Genomic DNA, 18,289 nt, shown 5'->3' on the forward strand with positions numbered 1-18,289 from the left:
AAGCCTTCGGTTACGGAGTCCGGCCGGCGACCCGGCGGGAGACGGGGGAGTGGAGGGGGGCGGGTGGTGTGGTGGAGGGCCGGGAGCGGGGGCCGGCCCGTGCGGCGACGGCGGGCTCGACGGTGGCCGTCGGCGCCGTCTTCGGGGGGAGGGTGGCGTGCTGCCAGCGGGTGCGTACGGCGGTCAGGTCGGCGAGCGCCCGTCGGGAGCCGGTGAGGACCTGGTAGAGCGTGGTGGCCGGGTCGTCGGCGTAGGCGCTGATCCGGGCGGCGGTCTGCCGGGCGCGGGCGAGCAGGGCCCGGCCCAGGACCTGCTCGCCCCAGTGGTCGGGGGTTCCGGCCGGTTCCGACAGCAGGGCGACCACCTCCGTCGGCGTGACGCCGGCGGCCAGGATGCCGCGCTGCTGGGCCTCCCACAGCACGGTGACCGCATCGGCCGGCTGCCCGCGGTGCAGCAGAGTGGTCAGGCACTGCCACAGCCCGCCGTGGACCGAGTCGGTGAAGTCCTCCGGTACGAGCCAGCGCATCGCCTGCGCGGCGTCGGGCCAGGCGAGGGCGCTGGCGAGCAGCAGCCGTTCCTCCTCCGCCGCGACGTCCGGGCCGGCCCCGGACACGGTGGGAGGTGGCGGGGTGCGGGGCAGGGAGCCGGGGTGGGAGGGGAAGTGGGCGGCGAGATCGTCCAGGTGCCGGGCGAGTGCGTCCGCCGCGTCCAGGACGTGCCGGGGCGGGTCGGGCACGGTGGTCTCGTCGGCGGCTCGGGCGAGCTGGTCGGCGTGCCGGCGGATGCTGCGGCGGGCGGCCTCGGCGCGGACCATCGCCGCGTACGCGCTCGCGTGCTCGGCGCGCGGGCAGGCGGAGATCAGGGTGTGCAGGTACGAGGCGGTCAGCCCCGGCGCCTCCCGACGGGCCTGTTCCAGCACGGAGTTGAGCCAGTCCAGCCCGGCCCGGGTTTCCCGCGTGCCCGGGGCCGGGACGGTGCGCATCGCGGCGAACAGCGAGCCGTGCGCCGCGTTGGAGAAGCTCTCGGGCTCGAGTCCGGACACGTCCGCGAGGCGGGCGGGGGCCAGGAGCAGGGCGCCCAGGAGCGCCTTCTCGGCGAAGACCACGGGGGTGGGCTCGGCCGGCCTGTCGTACGGGTCGTCGTTGTGAGGGTCGGGGGTGTGGGGCATCAGGCGGCCAGGGTGAAGTCGTCGGGGTTGAGGGCACGGTCGAGGTGCGGGGCGAGCAGGTGCGCGGCGAGCCGCGGCGGGACCGCGTTGCCGATCTGGGAGAACTGCTGGCCTTTGTTGCCGGCCCAGGGATGGTCGGCGGGGAAGGTCTGCAAGACGCCGGCCTCGACGGCGGTGATCCGGATCGGCTCCAGCGCCTCGGCTGCTTCGTCGGAGGGGACCCAGGTGCATTCGTTGGCGCGGTGCCCGAAGAACAGCGTCCCGGCCGGCTCGTCGACGCTGCGAACGGTGGCGTTGGCCTGGTTGTTGCTGCGCAGCGCCCACGTCCCGCGGGCCCGGGCGTCGACGAGCGTCTTGCGGGCCCCGGAAGGGAAGGGCTCGGGGCCGCCGCCGGGCCCGCCACCGGCGCACACGGTGGGAACGGGCCGGTCGGTCGCCCCCCACCCCAGGGCCTGCGCCATCGACACCCACCGCGCCCGGCCCGGCCCGAACAGGCTCTCGGGCTCAGCGGCCCGGGCGTGCGTCGGGGGCGGGGGCTCGGCGGTGCGGACGCGGGAGGCGATCAGGATCGCCCGCCGCCGGGTCTGCGGCACGCCGAAGTCGGCCGCGTTCAGGATCCCGCACCACACGGAGAACCCCCATCCGCGCAGGATCGCCGCGTACTGGCGCCACAGCGGCAGCACGTCGGGAACCTCCTCCATGAGGATCCACTCCGGCTCGCCGACCGCATGGAGCGCGTGGAGGTAGCGCATCGGCTCGGCCGCGAGCAGGGAACGCGGATCGCGGCACGCGGCGAGGAGGCGCTCGCGGGTGTCCCGGCCGGCGGCGAGGTCGGCGACCGCCTGGTGGACCAGCGGCTGGTCGACCAGCCCGAGCCGCTTGCCGGCCATCGACCACGCCTGACACGGCGGCGAGGCGATGAACCCCCGGACCCGCCCGGCGAAGATCCACGCCGGGTACATCGCCACGTCGGTACGGATCGTCAGCAGCCCGGCCGCGGCCCGGGTCCGGCACGCCCACTCGTCCCACTCCAGACCCACGTCCCGGATCCCGGCACGGTACAGCGGGACGCTCCAACCCCCCGGGCCCGCGAACAAATCCAGGATCAACCGGCGCATGATCACGCGGGGAGCCCGAAGCCGCCCCGCACTGTCCCGGTTGCGGAAGCCCGCTCGGCGGGGACGGTGTCACGGAAGTATCGGCATGGGGTGGTGCCGTGAGGCGGGCAGGATATCGAAATGGTGGACGGGGTCTGGATTTTCATGCGAGGTGGTCTTTCGGATCGGGCCAGGGGGTCAGCGGCTTTTCGCTGTGCGCGGTGCCGTGGCGGGAAGTGCCGGGGGCCGCGGCGAGGCAGGGGCGGGGCGGGACTGCCCGGAGTCGGGGGCGTGAGGCGATTGGGCGTGGGAGGCTTCCTGCACACGGCCGGAGGGCGGTGCCATTTTGATCGCTGCTTCCCGGAGCCCGGTGACTACTGCTTCGAGTATTTCGTCAGCCGCCTCGCAGCATCCGGAAATCATCTCATTCGACAGCCGGTTCAGCTGCCCCAGATCTGACTGATTCCTCTTGGTCGCAGGAAGGGCGGTGAAGTGGAAGTGCGCGACTTGGGCCTGCATGCGGCCCATTTCGGTCATGACCTCGCCTAGCTGAGAGAGGGCGTCGCTGTACGCCTCGACGGCCTTCTTCGCGTTCGTGGAGAACGGGTCGGACAGGAGGTAGTCGACTTTCTCGCTGACGGCGGTGATGATTTTGGCCAGGGTGTATACCTGCGCCGAGACGGTGCTGACGTCCGGAATGGAAGGTGCGGGGGGCAGGGTGCGCAGCTGAAAACGAAAACGGTCGATCCGGCCGGCCATGTCGTAAAGGGCCAGAGCCTGGTGGATGTCGGTCACGGGCAGCCGCCTTGGGTGTAGGCGCGGGCGGTCATGCGGTGAGCCCGAAGCCGTCCTGCGCCGCCTCGGCATCGCCGCGGCACGCCCAGGGGGAGCAGCCGTCCGTGACGCCCTGCTCCAGCTCGTCCTCGCCGGCGAGTTCCTGCTGCAGGGCCGCCCACTCGGCGGCGGTGACGTGGTCGATCGGGGCCCGGTCGAGTGGGACGCGCGAGCGGTGCAGGAACGCCTCGCCCAACAGCCGGTTTCCGCCGGCGTTCGCGCGGGCGTTGCCCTTCCTGATCGCCGCGTCGAATTCCACGACGTCCTCCCATTCGGCGGGGGAGTTGTCCCGGATGTGCCGCCACTGGGCGTTGCCGTGGAAAGGACAGCCCAGGCAGGAGGATTTCGGGGTGTCGGCCAGATCGAGGGAAGTGAGGTAGCGGACGCAGTCGGACCGCGACCAGCCCATGTCGATCAGCGGATGCCGGTTACGCATGTACTTCACATCGGCGTCCTTGGCACGGTGGAATTCGTCGGTGGATATCCCGATCCACTGCTCGACGAAAACACCCTTCGGAACCCGGACCGGATACGGGTAGCCGAGAAGGCTGCGGATCGCCTTCTTGATGGGCTTGACCTTGTATTCCCCGGTGCACTGGCGCCGGGTCATCCCCGGTCGCCCGTCCTTGTTGAGGATGTACAGGGGCATGGAGGCGAAACGGTGATCCGGATTCAGGGCGTCGTCGCGGATGTTTCCGGACGAGACCCGCAGGACGGGTATTCCAGCGGGTTTTGCTATCTCGCGTTCGAGGCGGTCGAGATGGTCATAGACGGAGCGCGGTTCCCATCCGGTGTCGGCGAAAATCGCGTAGTCGATCTTCGGGAGGATGCCTTCGGCGGACAGGGCGAGCAGGGTGCTGGACTGGACGCCGGCACCGAGGGAAAGCGCACGGAACTGAGGAGAAGGGGAAATGGGAAATCCTTGGGCGGAGCGCGGAAGCGGGTGGGTCAGCGAGTGCGCGGCCGGGAAGCGCCGGCTGCCGGGGCGGGCGGGAGCGCGGGGGCGGCGGAGCGGCGGGCGGCGAGGGCGTCGGCGGCTCTGCGGGCGCTGGCGAGGGCGTCGGTGTAGTGGGGCAGGACGCGGTCGGTGATCCGCCAGGCGGCACGGGCCGGGTCACGGGGGACGGCGACGGTCGGCGGCGCGGGGATGGGGTCGGTGACGTCCTCGTGCAGACCGCCGGGGATCACGGGGCAGACCAGAACCCGCCTGCGACGGTGTTCGACGAGGTAGAGCTCCGGGCCGTCGTCGCGCCGCAGGGTGGCACCGTGACTGCGGAAGTTGATGGAGGGCCGGGCGTCGTACGGCGTCCACACACGCTGCGTGGCGGCGAACTCGTCGAGGGGACGGGCGTACTGGTTGAAGGTGGCCGTCCAGGTGCCGGGCAGGCGGTCGGCAAGCTGGAGGGTGAAGAGGTGGAAGGGGTGCAAGAAGATCCTTGGCGGAGGCGGAGGCGGAGGCGGAGGCGGAGGCGGAGGTGGAGGTGGAGGCGGAGGATCAGCGAGTCCGGCCGGCGGAGGGGGCGGGGGCCGTGACGGCGGGGCGGGCGGGGGTGAGCGCGGGGGGCCGTGGCCGGCCGAAGGACGCGGCGAGAGCACGGCTGCCCCCGGCGGTGAGGTGGACCCGCTCGTGGCTGGACCGGGGCGAGCACATCTCGCGGGCCACGAGACCGCGGGACTCCAGGGCGCGGATGGTGCTGATCGTGGTGAAGACGACGCCGGCGTGGGTGTAGTAGGGCTGAGGTTTGCTGCCCAGGACCGTCACCTGGCCCCGCGCGACGGCGTACAGCACGGCGTCCTGGGCGGGGGAGAGAACGGGCGGCCGGTGCTGAGGGGACCAGCCCCGGCGCCGCTGCTCGGCGACGAGCCGCTCGGCGGCGTTGACCGCGTCCCGGGCGCCGAGCAGGGTCAGGTCGTGTATCTGGGGCAGCCGGGCGACGGCGGCCATCAGGGCCTGCCGGGGGGACAGCACCGGTCCTTCGCCCCGCACGGGCAGCCCGGCCCGGGTGTCGTCGAGGAGATCGACGGTGTCGGCGAGGTGATCGGCGGCTTCCAGGGCCAGGTGGGCGAGCTGCCGGATTCGTGCACGCACGGCCCTGTGGCTGACCCACTGCTCGTACCCGGAGCCGTCCACGATCTCCAGCGCCGCATCGGCCAGGCGCCGGGCGGCGACGACCTGTCCGGTGAGGTCGGTGGCCGGGCTGGAGCCGTGGAGGAGGATCTCGGCGAGAGCGTCGTTGTGACGGGTGAAATCGGCCGCCAGGGCGAGAAGTTGCTCGGCGGGCGGGGTGGGGGCGGTCATCGGTGGAGGGAGCGTCGGCTTCCCCCGGCCGGCGGGGCAGGGGATGCGGGTGCGCCGACGCCCGCCCGGTGGACGGGGCCTGGCCGCGGGCCGGCAGGTGCGGGGACGGCGGGGGCGTGCGCGGTCAGGATGGAGGGGGACGTGGGAGAACCTCCGTTCAGGAAGATCCGGATCAGCGGATGCGGGGTCGAGCCGGCCGGGCGGGGACCGCAGACGGGCGGGACGCGACGGGGGCACGCCCGAGCCGGGAGGCGAGCGCGATGCGCCCGGCGTCGGTGAGGTGCAGGCGCGTCGACCGCGACCCGGGTACGGGGTGATGCGCTTCGCGAAGGACCCAGCCGCGCGCCTCCAGGGAGCGGACGGTGGCCATCGAGATCCGGTCCCGGCGGGCCCGGGCCCACTCCTCGGTCCCTAGCGTGCCGACCGTGACGTATCCGGACGCTGTCGCGTGCAGAACGGCGTACTGCGCGGGCGACATCTGCTGTGGCCGGCTGTCGGTCTTCTGGTGACGCACGGCGACGGCGAGATCCTTAGCGGCGTGCAGGGCGTCAGGCGCACCGAGGGCGGTCAGCATGTCCGCCTGCCGCAGGTGACGGCCGGCTTCGAGCAAGGCGTCGAGAACACGGCCCGGCGGATAGGGCCGGTGTGAGCGCTCCTCGGTCGTCAGGTCGCCCAGGTAGACGCCGGTCCACGTCAGATGCTCGTCGGCCAGATGCGCCTGGGAGGCCAGGAGACGTAGGCGGTTGAAGGTGTCCAGCATGGTGGGGCTCTGGTGGAGCCGGACCGTGCCGATCTTGGCCGTCGCCGTCTTCACGGCTTCACAGAGGTCTCCCGCGTGCTCGGCGAGTTCATGGGCCTTGAGCGCGGCGTTCGGGTCGCTGAACTCCAGGCTGGACAGGTGATCGCGAAACCGGGTGGTCTGTTCGGCGAGCGTGAGGACGTAGGAGGGAAGGGCCTCTGCCATCGGCTCGCTGTCTGCTTCGTGCGCGGTCGTCATCGCTTCGGTCCTTCCGGCCGGACGGAAACAGGGGCGGAGATTTTTCTGGGAGAGGATTCGTTCATGCGGGTTCTTCCATCTGGGCCCTTGAGGTCGGGCATTGGGTTGGGCGGAGGGTTTCCAGGGCGGCGTGCTGGGCGCCCGACGGCCGAGCGGAGGGCAGGTACCCGGTCACCGGTGCCGGCCGGGTGCCGGGGGAGACCAGGACCCGCTCGTGGGGGTACGGCTACCTGCCCCGTCCGGTGACCGGGGCAGCGGTTGTCGGCAAACGCCGTGCCGTTGCCGGGCGGGTGGAACGTCCCGCGGCGGCGGCCGGAGTCGTGGGGGAAGCGTGGTGCGCCGTGGCCGCGGCCATCAGGGTGTGCCGCCCGGACGGAGTCAGGGTGATGGTCTTCAGGAGCGGGGCGTCGGGCAGCGGGGTGAGGACGACGAGGTTCTTTTTCACCAGGGCGTCGACGGTCGAGGTCCGCACGGTGCCCGCCCCGCGCACCTCGCGCGGGCGGTCGTAGTCGTAGGTGTGCAGGACGGCGGTTCCGTAGGCGATATGGGCCAGGGCCTGCTGCTGGGGCTCGGTGACGGCCTCCGGCTTTTCCTCCGGAACGGGGTGGGCCTCGGCTTCGCGCCGGGCGTCGAGGATGCCGGCGTGCCGCACGAGCGCGGCACCGGCGTCCGTACAGGCGCGGTGGACCGGGGACAGCTCGGCCAGCGCCGCACGGACGTGGTCGTCACCGGCGGCCCGGTGGCCGTGGCGCACGGCGGACAGGGCGGCGGTGACGTGGACGGTGGCTGCCGTCGTGATGGTCGTGACCTTCGTCAGCAGGTCGATCGCCGCCCGGCCGTCGACCGAGCACGCGGCACTGCTTCCCGCCGCCCGGGTGGCGAGGTCGCTCGCGTGCCGGGATGTGCCCAGGCAGATGGGGGCGAGTGGGACGAGGCGTTCCAGCACGTCGGCGTCGGGCCGGGGCAGGTCGTGGAGCGTACGGGCGATACGGAGAAGCCGGTCGCCGAGGATGTGCAGATCCCCGGGTTCGGGGACCTGGTGGTGGAAGTCGGGCAAGGCGGAGAAGCCCTTCGGTCAGGGGGGCGGCCGGGTGAGTGGACTGCGGGGTGCCGTCGCGGGGGAAGCGGGCGGTGCGGGTGCTACCGGCGGTGGCCTGGCACGGGGGCCGGCCGGCTGGGAAGGCCCGGCGGCAGGGGGGTGGCGGCGGACCGGTCAAGAGCACGGGCGATCAGGCGCCCGTCCTCGATCCTGGCGGCAGGCGTCACCAGACGGATAGTGAGCCGCTGCGAGAACTCCCTGTACACGTCGGCGACCTGCCGTAGCTCTTTACTCGCCTCGCCCAGCCGCTCGCGTGCCGTCGAGGCCGTCGCGTCGGCCGCTTCGTAGATCAGGGCACCGGTCCGGTCGGTGATCGCCTGCGCACACGTGCCGGCCGCGAAGCCGACTCCCATGACGGCCTCGGCCATGTCGGCGAGAGCTTCGGCTCCCTCCTTCATGACGGCGCACTGGCTGCTGGCGAGGGTGTCGAGCTGCGTCAGGCACCGGATCGAGAGGGTATGAGCCCGTACACCGAGCGGGGTGATCTCGCGGACCGGCCGAGCGATCTCACCGCTACGTACCCGGTCGATCTCCTCGGCCAGGCGCTCGAGTTCTCGGGACACCATGCCAAGGAGCCGGGCCTGCTCCATCAGGTCGATCATCTGCACGGTCGGCCCCCCCCGGGCAGAGGCAGAAAGGAGACCGGGGGCTGCTGTGAGGTACTTCGGGGGGTGGGGCGGCCAGAGCCGGGCAGCCGAGGGCGGGAAGGACAGAGCGGTGAGGTGAGCAAGGGCGAAGAGCCCGAGCGGTGTCGGTGCGAGCCGCTGGCCGAGGAGCGAGGCGGGATGGGCCTCATGGTCGCGGTACGCAAGACCCTTGCGTTCCAGGGCGTGGAAGGTGACAAGAGGCAAGGACGAGGACGACTGCGTATCCACGTACAGCGAGCCGTTGCCGCGCTGCCGGATCCGGCTCGGTGTACGGACCAGGACGCGCAACGCCGCACGCTGCTGCCAGGTCAGACCGCGCACGATGACCGTCAGCTCGGCTGCAGCGGGCGCGGGGCGGGGCTGCTTCAAGGAAGAGATCTCCAGGAGTCGGGGTCGTCACCGACGGTGTTGTCGAGTGGCCGGTATCAGGGGGCCTGCCAGAGGGTGCGGGCGATCTGCTCGGTCCCGCGGGCTGTCCGCGGCCGGGACGGCGTATGCCAGCCCGGCCGCGGCGGGCGGTGGGCCAGGACGCGCCACCCGGCGCCGCGCAGTGAAGCGCCGCTCTCACCCGCTTGCGTGTAGGTGACCAGCCGCCGGTACCCGAGTGCCTTCGTCGCTCGCCAGGCGGCCCCGTAGAGAAGGGAGTTGGCGTTTCGGGTGCCGTCGCTGGCGGTTCGGGTGACTTCCAGGGTGGCGCCGTCGTCGAGGTGGCGGGCGACGGGGCGGCCGACGACCGCCACGGCGCGCAGGACGCCGGTCTCGTCGGCGGCGCCGACGGAGAAGATCTGTCCCGCGGGCGGAGGGTGATGGCGGTGCCAGAGACGGACGAACTCCTTGGCCTCGCGGGAGCGTACGGGCACCAGGTGCAGGCGGGGCTCGCTCATGCCGCCGTCCCGACATCGCCGGGCTGTGCCGAGGCCGAGGTGTGTTTCGCGAGGGCCCGGGTGGTGATGGCCTTCGAGGCGCGGGCGGAGGCGGCGGCGAGCCGGTCGGCGTCGGGCTCGGCGTACCAGGGGCGCAGATCGAGCATGGCCACACGCATGCCGGTGGCCAGGCACAACGCGCTGCCCTTGGGGAGGGCGCGGATGGCGTCGGCGGGCAGGATCCGTTCCTGCCGCATGCTGATCGAGGTCGACTTGCCGGACTCGGAGTGCGAGGTGGAGGTGGTCTCCACGTCGTGGTCGCCGATCATCCGCGAGAGCTTGTCGGCGAAGTCCGGATCGTCGATGCCGGCACCGATGATCTTCACGGTGGCCGCCGACCACATCGCGTCCATGCCCGCGTCACCCCAGACCCGCTGGCCCTGGCGGTAGGACTGCAGGATCGTGATCGGGATGATCCCGCGGGAGCCGAGGTGGGAGTACAGGTCGGGCAGGTCGCTGATCTTGCAGACGTTGGCGGCCTCGTCGAGGATCGCGAGCATCGGCGGGTCGAGCCGACCGCCGGCGCGCTCGGCCTGGGCGGTCGCCGCACGCATCACGGAGTCCGCGCACGCCGCGATCAGCGCGCTCGCGCCGCCTCCGCCGTCCTTCGACAGCAGGAACAGGCTGTCGCGGGAGGTCACGAAGGTGGCCGGCCGGAACTCGGGGACGTCCTTCTGCGGGGTGACCCACGCGGCGATGTCCTCGTTGAGCAGGGCGGCGGCGTACTGGCGGGCGGTCTCGTAGATGCCGTCCCGGGTCTCGGGCGGCCCTTCGACGGTGCCCTTGAGCTGGGAGGCGACCGCCGCGAAGTTGTGGTCGCGCAGGATGTCGAGCGGGCGCCGGTCGCCAGGGAAGGCCAGCCACTGCATGATGTCGGTGATCGGCCGCTCGTCCAGGGCTGCGGCCAGGAGCAACTGGGACAGGATGTTGCTGCCGGCCTTCGACCAGAAGTCGCCCTGCTGGGAGGCATCGACGCTCGCGGCGAGGAAGTGCCCGGCGAGCCGTCCGGCGCCGTCGAGGGTCTTGGCGTCGGCGAGCGGGTTCCACCACATGGTCCGCTCGGCGTGGGCGATCTGCTGCGGGTCCATCGACCACACCCGTCCCACGGCGGCGCGTGCGTCGAGGCACGCGGTGTAGGCGTCGCCGGCCGCCTTGTTCGAGGTCAGCAGGACCGGACCAGGCGCGGCCAGCACGGACGGGATGGCGAGCGAGGTCGTCTTGCCCGAGCGCGGCGCCATGATCGCGACCGCGACGTCCTCGAAGCCCATCCGCACCTCATGACGGCTCCCGGCCAGATTGCCGAGCAGGACACCGGCGTCACGGGGGACGATGCGCGGGACGGTCTTCAGACTGGGCCGGAGCGAGCGGGCCTTGGCCTCGACCGCCTTGGCGAGCAGGGGCTCGATGTCCCGGGCCGTGGCCATGCCGTCGACCCTCTTCTTCCCGCCGCCGGAGCGGTTCTTGTACCGCAGCCACAGCTTTCCGGCGACGGCGCCGAGGAGCAGGGTCAGCAGGACGGGCAGCACACGGGTCGTGATGAGCAGGGACGTTTCTCCGGCCCGGGGCCAGAGCCGTTCGGGATGAAGGAGTGCTTCGACCGGCCGGTAAGGGGCCCATGGTCCGGTCCGGGACAGCCAGGCGGCGATGTTCGCGGACAGCCAGGCGAAGGAGGCGAGAGGGGTGCCGACGGCGAGGGCGCCGAGGCCGACTTTCAGGGCGAGGTCGTACCCGTCGGTGGAACCGCTGGAGGAGGAGGGCAAAGGGCTACGTACTTCCGGGCAGGGGGCGGGGGGCGAGGGTTCAGCGACTGCGGCCGTTGGCGGGCGGTGTCCGCCGTGGCGAGCCCGGGTTCGTCGGCGCCGGCGTATGCCGGGCGGCGAGGGACCGGACCCGGTCTTCGAGGGCATGGGCGACCAGCGCGACCGGCACGTCCGTGGGCCGGCGGGTGACGAGCTTCGGGTCGCAGGTCGGGAGACGGCGTACACCGTCGGTGCGCAGCGCGGGGCGCGGGTCGGCGAGCGCGGCGGTGAAGGCGGCGACCAGGCGGACGGGGGCGTGCTCGCCGAAGCGGGCCTGCCACACCGGCCGGTCGTCCTGGCCCAGGGTGGCCGTGACGAACCAGGCCCCCTCCTCGTCGCCCAGCCGCTGGACGTGCGCCGTGCCGTCGGGCGAGACGAGTCCCGGCGCGCCGGCGGAAGGCGTCCACGCGCTCTGGCGCAGCGGTTCGTACGGGTCGGACGGCGCGTTCGCGGCGAAGGCCGGGTCGGTGAGGGCATCGGTGACCGCGGCGATCAGCTCGACCGGTGTCCGGCCGCCGAAGGAGGCGTACCAGGCGGGCCGTCCTGGAGCCGGGGCGTGGTGCAGGGTCCACCACTGCCCGTCGGGGTCGGGGTCCAGACGCAGGAGCGCCTGCTGGTCGGGGCTGGAGAGCAGAACGCGCGGCATCAGCGGATCGTTGCCGTGGCTCCAGCCGCAGGCGCGGTGGAGGGGGACGGTGATCCAGGCGGGGTCGCCGCCGCCGGCCAGGTGGCGCGGGGTGACGAAGTCGACCTCGACGGTCTCGGAGGGCACGCTCATCGCGGTGCCGCCGTTCGCCGGACGGGCGCCGAGACCGGGACTGGTGCGGGGGCCGGGGAGGAGGGGGCGGATCGCAAGGGAAGGTCCTTAGACGGTGCGGGCAGGGAGCGTCAGCGGATGCGGCGGCGTGCTGACGGCGGTGTCGGGGCCGCGGGCGGTGGAGGGCTCGCGCGGCGGGCGGCGAGGCGCTCGATCCGCTCCGGCAGCGCCCGGGCCACGTCCTTCGCCGGCCGTTCCTGCCACCGCATGGTGACCTGGTGGAGGGAGAGACCTTGAGTCTGCTCGGGGGAGCGGAGCACCGGCTCCGGGTCGGCGAGCGCGGCGAGGAACGCGGCCACGAGAACTCGGGGCGTCGAACCGGAGAACCGGGCCTTCCAGACGGGCTCGTCCTCGTAATGACTTGCCGTGATGCGCCAGGCGGTGCTGCCGGAGAAGGTGTGGCGCTCGCCCCGCACCCGGCGGTCCGGTGAACGGAAGCCGCTGTCGGACGCGACGTCCCACCCCGCCCGGATCAGCAGCCCGTACGGATCGGCCACCGCGCGGGCGTCGTAGTCGGGGTGGGTGAGCGCGTCGGTGACCGCGGCGATCAGCTCGACGGGCGTGGCACCGTCGAACGATGCCTCCCACTGCGACCCGGTGCGGCCGTCGCGGTAGGACAGGTGCCACCACGGCCCGTTCAGCACCGGGGCCAGACGGAGCATGGCCTTCTGGTCCGGGCTGGTCAGGACGACTCGGGCCATCAGCGGATCGTGGCCGTGCGCCCACCCGGCGCCGGCGTGCAGAGCGGCGGTCACCCACGCCGGATCGCCCGGCCCGGCGAGATGGACGGGGGAGACGAGCGCCTGGTCGACCTTCGCGACCCTCATCCGCGCCTGCCCGTGCTCGGGGTGGCCGCTGTCGTGAGGACCGGGGCGGGGACCGGGGCGGTGTAGAGGTGGCGGGGCGGCGTCTTGAGGGCGACGGCGTGGATGTCGAGGATGGCGTGGCCCTGGGCGGACCAGGTGTCCAGGGCGTCCCACGCCTCCTCGTTGCGTTTGGCGAGGGAGTCGGCGAGCACCTTCGGGTGTGGCGGCGAGCCGCGTTCGGCCTCGCGGTCCTTCGCCCGCTCACCGCGGAGCATCTCCAGTTTCTCCAGGGCCCGGGAGAGTTCGTGCAGCTGCCACGGCCATCGGCGGACGATGTCCCCGGCAGGGATGTGCTGGAGCTGGAAGGAGGCCGTGGCGAGCATCTCGCGGGCCGTGCGCCGGACGGGTTCGAAGGCCCGCCACGTCTCGGAGTCGCGCTGGACCATGCGCCAGCCGTAGGACACCTCGTCGTAGGGCCAGCCGTCGGCATCGGTGTGCTCGTCGGAGTAGGCGTCCCAGGCGGCGAGGATCATCTCGCTCTGCACCAGGTAGGTCCGCAGCGCGTTCAGAGCGGCAGCGTGCTGCTGGGGGGAGGGGAACTTCTGTCGCAGGATGGGTCCTTGTGCCGGTGGTGCGCTCGTACGGGGGTCAGCGGGGGCGCCGGGGAGACAGCCCGCCGGGCTGGGGAGGCGGGGGCGGCGGAGGTGCGCCGCGTCGCATGGCCGCGAGGCGGTCGACCCGGTCCTCCAGGGCGTCCTCGGCCGCTTGCGCGGGGATCCACGCGCGCCTGATGGTGGCGCTGTGCCGCAGGGGACGGAACATGGTCTTCTCGTCGCGCAGGACCGGGTCGGGCGAGACGAGGTCGCGGAAGACGGCGGCCACGATGTGCGTCGGGGTGTCTTCGGTGACCAGGGCCTCCCACACCGGAACGACCATGATCTGGCCGTTCCAGGGCACGTCGGGTGCGGCGACCTCGATGCTCCAGGTGCCCGGTCGCAGGCGGGTGACGGTGACGTGCCGGTCGGGCGAGACGAAGCGGGTCTTGGACTCGGAGGTCCGCCAGCCGGCCTGTTCGAGGATTCCGGCCGGGTCGGCGGCGGTATCGGTGGCCGGCCCGGCGGTGAGGGCGTCGGTGGCGGCGGCGACGATCTCAGCCGGAGTGCGGGCCCCGAAGGTGATCCTCCATGCCGGGGCGCCGCCGTCGGGCCGGTGCTGCAGCGTCCACCACGGGCGGTCCGGGTCGGGAGCCAGAAGCAGCTCGGCCTGCTGGTCGCGGCGGGTGAGCTGAACGGCTGGGCTGAGTGGCTGGTAGCCGACCTTCCAGCGGTATACGCGCTGCAGGGGCACGGTCACCCAGCGCGGATCCCCGCCGCCGGCCAGGTAGCGGGGAGAGACCTGGGAGAGCGGAGCCTGGGGCCCGGACGAGATCATCGGCCCTCGGCGACGGCGAGGTTGATGTGGCCGGTGGCGGCCGTGCGGCGGGCGACGGCCAGGTCGAGGGTGTCGGCGTGGGTGGCGAGCAGACCGACGCGGGCGGAGTCGAGGTCGCCTTCCGGCGGCAGGAGGACCCGGTCGCCCTCGCGCATCAGCCAGGCCGGGCCGTGCACCCACCCGGCGGTCTCGGCGAAGCCGGACGCGATGCTCCGATCGGTGAGCGTGCCGGAGGCGGGAGCGTAGAGGACCTTGATGGCGACGGACTCCCGGCGGGTGGGGGTCAGGTCGGGGGCGGTGCCGACGGCGATGTCGGCGGCGATGCGGGGCAGGGACAGGCCGGTGGCCCGCCAGAACGCCCAGCCGATCCAGTCACCGCCGACCCGGCCGTTGACCTCGATCACGCGCGGCCCGGTGGGAGTGAGGCGCAGCTCGACGTGCTGGATACCACCGGTGATTCCGGTCGCCCGCACGGCCGCGACGGCGATGGGAGCGACACTCTCCAGCAGCGGGTCGTCCGCGGTGAGGGTGTGGCCGACCTCCTCGAACAACGGCTCGCTGCCGAGTTCCTTGCGGGTGAGGGCCACCGCCGTGGTCACGCCTTCGTACGTGACGCACTCGACGCTCACCTCCTGGCCCGACAGGTACTCCTCCACCAGGACGACGCGGTTGTCGCCGCCGTGGAGCTGGACTCCGCGGGTCGCGAACGCGTACGCCTCGGCGAGGTCGTTACGGGTCTCGGCCTTGATGACGCCGATGCTGCCGCCCACCGCGGCCGGCTTGACCACGACCGGGAAGCCGATCTCCTCCGCGACCGCGAGGGCCTCGTCGAGGCTGGCCGCCGCGACCGAGCGGGCGGAGGGCACACCGTGGCGGGCGAACGCGGCACGGCTGGCGGCCTTGTCCCGGCAGGTGAGGACCGACCGTGTGCTCGTGACGGCCAGACCGAGGTCCTCGGCCAGGCGGGCGACCGGGGTCAGGTGAGACTCGTTCCAGGTGAGCACGCCGGCGATCGGCCGGCGCGCGGCGATGAACCCGGCAGCGGTGAGCAGGCCGTCCACGTCGTCGAAGTCGTCCACGATCTCGTGGTCGACGACGTAGGGCCGTTCCCAGGTGAGCGGGCCGGTGGTGAGGACGGCGACGTCGTAGACATCGGCGACCTGGCGCAGGCAGTAACCGCGGTATACCTCGTCACCGGGGGCGACGACCAGGACGAGCGGGCGCAGGGACAAGAAGGACTCCAGGCAGTAGAGAGGGGGGGAAGGCGAAGGGGGGTGGGTCAGCGGCGAGCGGCCGACTGGGTGGTGCCGGTCTTTGCCGGAGGCGTCGCGGATTGCGGCCGGCGGGCGGCACGTGCCTGTCCGCGCAGGGCCTTGATGCGGGCGCGGTGCGCGTCGACCGTCTGCTGCGGGGTGAGCGCACTGGGTTCCTGCACGACACTGCGGTGGGCGGTGCGATCGAACATGCCGCGCTGCAGCGGCATGGCATCGGTGAGCGCGGCCACAAAGGCGGTCACCAGGTGCTCGGGCGTACGGCTGCTGAGGAAGGCGTGCCACAGGCGAGGGCCACGGACGGAAACGTCCGGCTGGTCGTGAACCTCAATGTGCCAGGCCACCCGACCCGGTTCGCGCCAGGGCACGACACCCTGGTCTTCCTCGGGGCGGCGCTCCACCCGGCACCCCGGTGGGTCGGAGTCAGCGGCACCGCGGCCGTCGATGAGCCATCCCGCGGCCTCCAGGACGGACAGGGGGCTGGCCGGTTCGGCGGGCGCGGGGACGACGAGGGCATCGGTGAGGCCGGCGAGCACCTCGGCGGGGATGAACGCGCCGAACTCGGCGTACCAGCCATCGGGTTCGGCGCCGGTGGGTTCGCTCCGCAGCCGCCACCACGCGGAGGTGACGGACTGCGGGTCGAACTGGAGACGGTGGCGGTGATCGGGGCTGCGCAGGGCGATCTCGGCACTCAGCGGATCGGACGTGTGGATCCACCCGGCGGCGGACAGGCCGTGTGTGACGTGGCGGGCATCCCCGGGACCGGCGAGGTGGCGCGGGCTGGTGTCATACGGGATCTGCCAGGCGTGCTTGTCGGCGAACGCGGCGAGCTGCCGTTCGCTCAGCGGCACCGGCCGCACCCCTGCCCGCCTCCGGCGGCACTGCCGTACAGCTCACGAAGGCCGTCGAGTACGCCGTGGAGGGAGTGCTGGTCGGCCTGCTCCCACGCGGCGGTGCGCAGCTCGCTGATCAGCAGGTCGCCGGTCAGGGTGCGCGGGACGTTCGGGTGGTCCTGGAGGGCGCGGGCAAGAGCGCGAAGGGTGTCGGCGAGCTGGACGGGTAGACCGGTGTACTCGTCCAGGAGGGGCTCGACGAGGGCGAACGCCTCTTCCGGGGCGGGGTTCTCGCGCAGGTAGTCGGTGAGGCGGGACAGGGTCTCGGTCGCGGTGCGGATGGTGTCCGGGGTGAGTGCGGGCATCAGGCTCCTAGGGAGGGTAGGCATCGGGGTCAGCGGCGGGCCCGGGCTCCGTCGGCGGGGGTGTGGGGACGGGCGGTGGTGCGCGGCCGGGAGCTGCGGGCGCTGTTGTAGGCCCAGGTGGCGGCGCGTGCGGCCGTGATCCGGGCCTGCTGCCACGCGCTGAGCTGAGACGGTTTGACGGAGACCGACCAGGTGCGGATCTTCGGGCTCGGCGGAACGTGTCCGCGCGGACGCATCACCGGTTCAGGGTTGGCGAGTTCGGCCGAGAAGGCTTGCACTAGGTGCATCGGCGTGCTCGGCGAGAAGTTCGCGGTCCAGCCGTTGCCTTGGCCGTCCTTCGCGCCGGTCCACCACCGTGCTTCGCCGTCCGGGCTCTGGCGGTACTGCATCCACGCGGTGCCGTCGGGGCTGGTCGCGGTGTAGTGCTTACCTTCGAAACCCGTGCGCCAGTTCTGCTCCTGAAGCGGCGCCCAGACGTTGGGGGCGTGCGCGGAGCGCGGACGGGTGAGGGCGTCGGTCAGGCCGGCGACGATCTCCACCGGCGTCTGCCGGCCCAGGTGCGCCGACCATTCTGCGTTCAGGCCGTCCGCTCTGCCGTGGATGGTCCATCCACCGGGAAGGGCGTACGGGTCGTAGACGATGCGGACGGTGCGGTCGGGGCTCTGCATGGCCAGGGGTCCACCGGTCCTGGAATGGTCCCGCCATCCCGAGGCGCGCAGGAACTCGAAGACGTGCCGGACGTCGCCGCCGCCGGCGAGGCCACGGGGATGGACGAGGTAGTGCTGCTCGGCCTGCTCATTCGCCCCCCAGCCCTGCCACGTCTTCTTCATCGGTGCCGCCGGACGACGAGCGGGGCCGGTGCCGGCGCCTTCGCCGTGCTGGTGACGGGCTGGGCGCCGACACGCTGGAGGGCATCTTGATGTGCGTCCAGATCAAGGGTGATGTCGTGCAGTTCGTTGGAGGCACGGCCCAGTGCGAGCCATACCTCTGCCGGGAGGGCACCGCGTTCGGCCTGGTTCTTAGCGAAGTGGCTGCCGGTGGCCACGAGGTGGGTGATACCGCCGAGGATGCCGGCATCCGGGTCCAGGATGCGGGCGATGACCTGCGCGGCCTGGGGCGCAGGGAGTTGGACGAGGTGGTCGGCGAGCTGGCCGAGCTGGCGGGTGATCTCGTTGGTCAGCCTCACCGGGTAGGGGGCGGGGTGGGACATGCTCCTCCGGGTCGGTGGATGGTCAGTGGTGAGAGCGGAAGCCGGTGCGCTGCCTCTCGGCAAGGACGGCTTCCGGACGGGCCCCTGCCAGTAGGGAGACCTGGTCGGGACCGGTCGTGATGCAGGCACGCAGGTAGCGGCGGAACAGGACCGTCGCGAGCCGGGGCTTGAGCAGGGAGGTGATCGGTGGGGGCGTACGGGGTGCTACGGGTGTCTCCGGGAATCGAGTGAGGCGGGCCGGGCGGCCCCGGCCGGGTGCGGGGCCGCCCGAACGGTCTTACGGGGTGCGCCGGGCCGGTACGGGGCGAGAGGGGGAGCGGGTCGGCGCCGGGTTCTGCTCGGTGGGACGGCCCGCGCGGGCACGGGCGTCGCGTACGGCTTGCCGGTAGGTGGCTTCGTCGAAGACGTCGGGCGTGCAGTCGACCTTGTACCCGGCCAGACGCAGGGCCGGGATGGCGCGGGTCGCCAGGCGCCTCTGCTCATCGGCATCGAGGTGATCGGGCGCGGTGTGCCAGATGTAGAGAGGCGCGCCGACGGGGTACTCGTGACGCTTGAGACCGAGCTGTTCCAGCAGGTCGTGGAGCGCGGCGGGAGCACCAGTGGGGGTGTCGGCGTGGATGGTGGTGGTCAACGGCTTGACGTAGAACTTCACGTCCGTGCCGTATTCGTCGGCCAGATTGGCCACGGATCTCC

General features: G+C 72.5%; 21 protein-coding genes. All 21 read right to left on the reverse strand.

Annotated elements, in window-relative coordinates:
* Positions 1-10: 10 nt before the first annotated feature.
* Entirely contained in the window at positions 11-1,168 is a 1,158-nt protein-coding gene (locus ACZ6AQ_RS06690) for a DnaB-like helicase N-terminal domain-containing protein (protein ID WP_468758008.1), read from the reverse strand.
* On the reverse strand, positions 1,168-2,286 hold the full coding sequence (locus tag ACZ6AQ_RS06695) for a DNA cytosine methyltransferase (protein WP_468758010.1): 1,119 nt from the start codon (positions 2,284-2,286) through the stop codon (positions 1,168-1,170). Before ACZ6AQ_RS06695 ends, ACZ6AQ_RS06690 begins: the two co-directional genes overlap by 1 nt.
* A gap of 177 nt (positions 2,287-2,463) precedes the next feature.
* On the reverse strand, positions 2,464-3,060 hold the full coding sequence (locus tag ACZ6AQ_RS06700; RefSeq protein WP_468758011.1) for a hypothetical protein: 597 nt from the start codon (positions 3,058-3,060) through the stop codon (positions 2,464-2,466).
* A 31-nt stretch (positions 3,061-3,091) separates the two neighbouring features.
* Positions 3,092-3,952: an adenine nucleotide alpha hydrolase family protein gene (locus tag ACZ6AQ_RS06705; RefSeq protein ID WP_468758557.1), complete on the reverse strand. Its 861-nt coding sequence runs from the start codon at positions 3,950-3,952 to the stop codon at positions 3,092-3,094.
* A gap of 95 nt (positions 3,953-4,047) precedes the next feature.
* Entirely contained in the window at positions 4,048-4,527 is a 480-nt protein-coding gene (locus ACZ6AQ_RS06710) for a hypothetical protein (protein WP_468758012.1), read from the reverse strand.
* 67 nt (positions 4,528-4,594) lie between these two features.
* Positions 4,595-5,398, reverse strand: a complete 804-nt coding sequence (locus tag ACZ6AQ_RS06715; RefSeq protein WP_468758014.1) for a hypothetical protein — start codon at positions 5,396-5,398, stop codon at positions 4,595-4,597.
* 172 nt (positions 5,399-5,570) lie between these two features.
* Complete coding sequence (locus ACZ6AQ_RS06720; RefSeq protein ID WP_468758016.1) at positions 5,571-6,395, reverse strand: hypothetical protein; 825 nt, start codon at positions 6,393-6,395, stop codon at positions 5,571-5,573.
* A gap of 226 nt (positions 6,396-6,621) precedes the next feature.
* A complete protein-coding gene (locus tag ACZ6AQ_RS06725) occupies positions 6,622-7,452 on the reverse strand; it encodes a hypothetical protein (RefSeq protein WP_468758017.1) in 831 nt (276 codons plus the stop codon).
* An 83-nt stretch (positions 7,453-7,535) separates the two neighbouring features.
* Positions 7,536-8,510 carry a hypothetical protein gene (locus ACZ6AQ_RS06730; protein WP_468758019.1) on the reverse strand — a complete coding sequence of 325 codons (975 nt, stop codon included), beginning with the start codon at positions 8,508-8,510 and terminating at the stop codon, positions 7,536-7,538.
* A 56-nt stretch (positions 8,511-8,566) separates the two neighbouring features.
* Positions 8,567-9,025, reverse strand: a complete 459-nt coding sequence (locus tag ACZ6AQ_RS06735) for an XF1762 family protein (RefSeq protein WP_468758020.1) — start codon at positions 9,023-9,025, stop codon at positions 8,567-8,569.
* A complete protein-coding gene (locus ACZ6AQ_RS06740; protein ID WP_468758021.1) occupies positions 9,022-10,824 on the reverse strand; it encodes a type IV secretory system conjugative DNA transfer family protein in 1,803 nt (600 codons plus the stop codon). The genes ACZ6AQ_RS06735 and ACZ6AQ_RS06740 overlap by 4 nt, the downstream gene beginning before the upstream one ends.
* Before the next feature lie 40 nt (positions 10,825-10,864).
* Positions 10,865-11,641 (reverse strand): SPDY domain-containing protein, encoded by a 777-nt coding sequence (locus ACZ6AQ_RS06745; protein WP_468758022.1) that lies wholly within the window; start codon positions 11,639-11,641, stop codon positions 10,865-10,867.
* 110 nt (positions 11,642-11,751) lie between these two features.
* Positions 11,752-12,507, reverse strand: a complete 756-nt coding sequence (locus tag ACZ6AQ_RS06750) for an SPDY domain-containing protein (RefSeq protein WP_468758024.1) — start codon at positions 12,505-12,507, stop codon at positions 11,752-11,754.
* Complete coding sequence (locus ACZ6AQ_RS06755) at positions 12,504-13,031, reverse strand: hypothetical protein (RefSeq protein ID WP_468758026.1); 528 nt, start codon at positions 13,029-13,031, stop codon at positions 12,504-12,506. Before ACZ6AQ_RS06755 ends, ACZ6AQ_RS06750 begins: the two co-directional genes overlap by 4 nt.
* 103 nt (positions 13,032-13,134) lie before the next feature.
* Positions 13,135-13,839 (reverse strand): SPDY domain-containing protein, encoded by a 705-nt coding sequence (locus ACZ6AQ_RS06760; protein WP_468758028.1) that lies wholly within the window; start codon positions 13,837-13,839, stop codon positions 13,135-13,137.
* A 74-nt stretch (positions 13,840-13,913) separates the two neighbouring features.
* Positions 13,914-15,149, reverse strand: a complete 1,236-nt coding sequence (locus tag ACZ6AQ_RS06765; RefSeq protein WP_468758029.1) for an ATP-grasp domain-containing protein — start codon at positions 15,147-15,149, stop codon at positions 13,914-13,916.
* 47 nt (positions 15,150-15,196) lie between these two features.
* Positions 15,197-16,039 (reverse strand): SPDY domain-containing protein, encoded by an 843-nt coding sequence (locus ACZ6AQ_RS06770; RefSeq protein WP_468758030.1) that lies wholly within the window; start codon positions 16,037-16,039, stop codon positions 15,197-15,199.
* Positions 16,030-16,386, reverse strand: coding sequence for a hypothetical protein (locus ACZ6AQ_RS06775; protein WP_468758031.1), 357 nt, complete (start codon positions 16,384-16,386; stop codon positions 16,030-16,032). Before ACZ6AQ_RS06775 ends, ACZ6AQ_RS06770 begins: the two co-directional genes overlap by 10 nt.
* A gap of 29 nt (positions 16,387-16,415) precedes the next feature.
* Entirely contained in the window at positions 16,416-17,216 is an 801-nt protein-coding gene (locus tag ACZ6AQ_RS06780; RefSeq protein WP_468758032.1) for an SPDY domain-containing protein, read from the reverse strand.
* Positions 17,213-17,596, reverse strand: coding sequence for a hypothetical protein (locus ACZ6AQ_RS06785; RefSeq protein WP_468758034.1), 384 nt, complete (start codon positions 17,594-17,596; stop codon positions 17,213-17,215). The genes ACZ6AQ_RS06780 and ACZ6AQ_RS06785 overlap by 4 nt, the downstream gene beginning before the upstream one ends.
* Positions 17,597-17,873: 277 nt before the next feature.
* Entirely contained in the window at positions 17,874-18,281 is a 408-nt protein-coding gene (locus ACZ6AQ_RS06790; RefSeq protein WP_468758036.1) for a hypothetical protein, read from the reverse strand.
* Positions 18,282-18,289: the final 8 nt, after the last annotated feature.

The sequence above is a fragment of the Streptomyces sp. NPDC041191 genome, from assembly GCF_055591945.1.

Bases quoted from the DNA above. Each gene is read 5' to 3' on its own strand.
- ACZ6AQ_RS06735 (WP_468758020.1), bottom strand. From the start codon at position 9,025: ATGAGCGAGCCCCGCCTGCACCTGGTGCCCGTACGCTCCCGCGAGGCC.
- ACZ6AQ_RS06690 (WP_468758008.1), bottom strand. From the start codon at position 1,168: ATGCCCCACACCCCCGACCCTCACAACGACGACCCGTACGACAGGCCG.
- ACZ6AQ_RS06720 (WP_468758016.1), bottom strand. From the start codon at position 6,395: ATGACGACCGCGCACGAAGCAGACAGCGAGCCGATGGCAGAGGCCCTT.
- ACZ6AQ_RS06715 (WP_468758014.1), bottom strand. From the start codon at position 5,398: ATGACCGCCCCCACCCCGCCCGCCGAGCAACTTCTCGCCCTGGCGGCC.
- ACZ6AQ_RS06780 (WP_468758032.1), bottom strand. From the start codon at position 17,216: ATGAAGAAGACGTGGCAGGGCTGGGGGGCGAATGAGCAGGCCGAGCAG.
- ACZ6AQ_RS06750 (WP_468758024.1), bottom strand. From the start codon at position 12,507: ATGAGGGTCGCGAAGGTCGACCAGGCGCTCGTCTCCCCCGTCCATCTC.
- ACZ6AQ_RS06775 (WP_468758031.1), bottom strand. From the start codon at position 16,386: ATGCCCGCACTCACCCCGGACACCATCCGCACCGCGACCGAGACCCTG.
- ACZ6AQ_RS06695 (WP_468758010.1), bottom strand. From the start codon at position 2,286: ATGCGCCGGTTGATCCTGGATTTGTTCGCGGGCCCGGGGGGTTGGAGC.
- ACZ6AQ_RS06785 (WP_468758034.1), bottom strand. From the start codon at position 17,596: ATGTCCCACCCCGCCCCCTACCCGGTGAGGCTGACCAACGAGATCACC.
- ACZ6AQ_RS06745 (WP_468758022.1), bottom strand. From the start codon at position 11,641: ATGAGCGTGCCCTCCGAGACCGTCGAGGTCGACTTCGTCACCCCGCGC.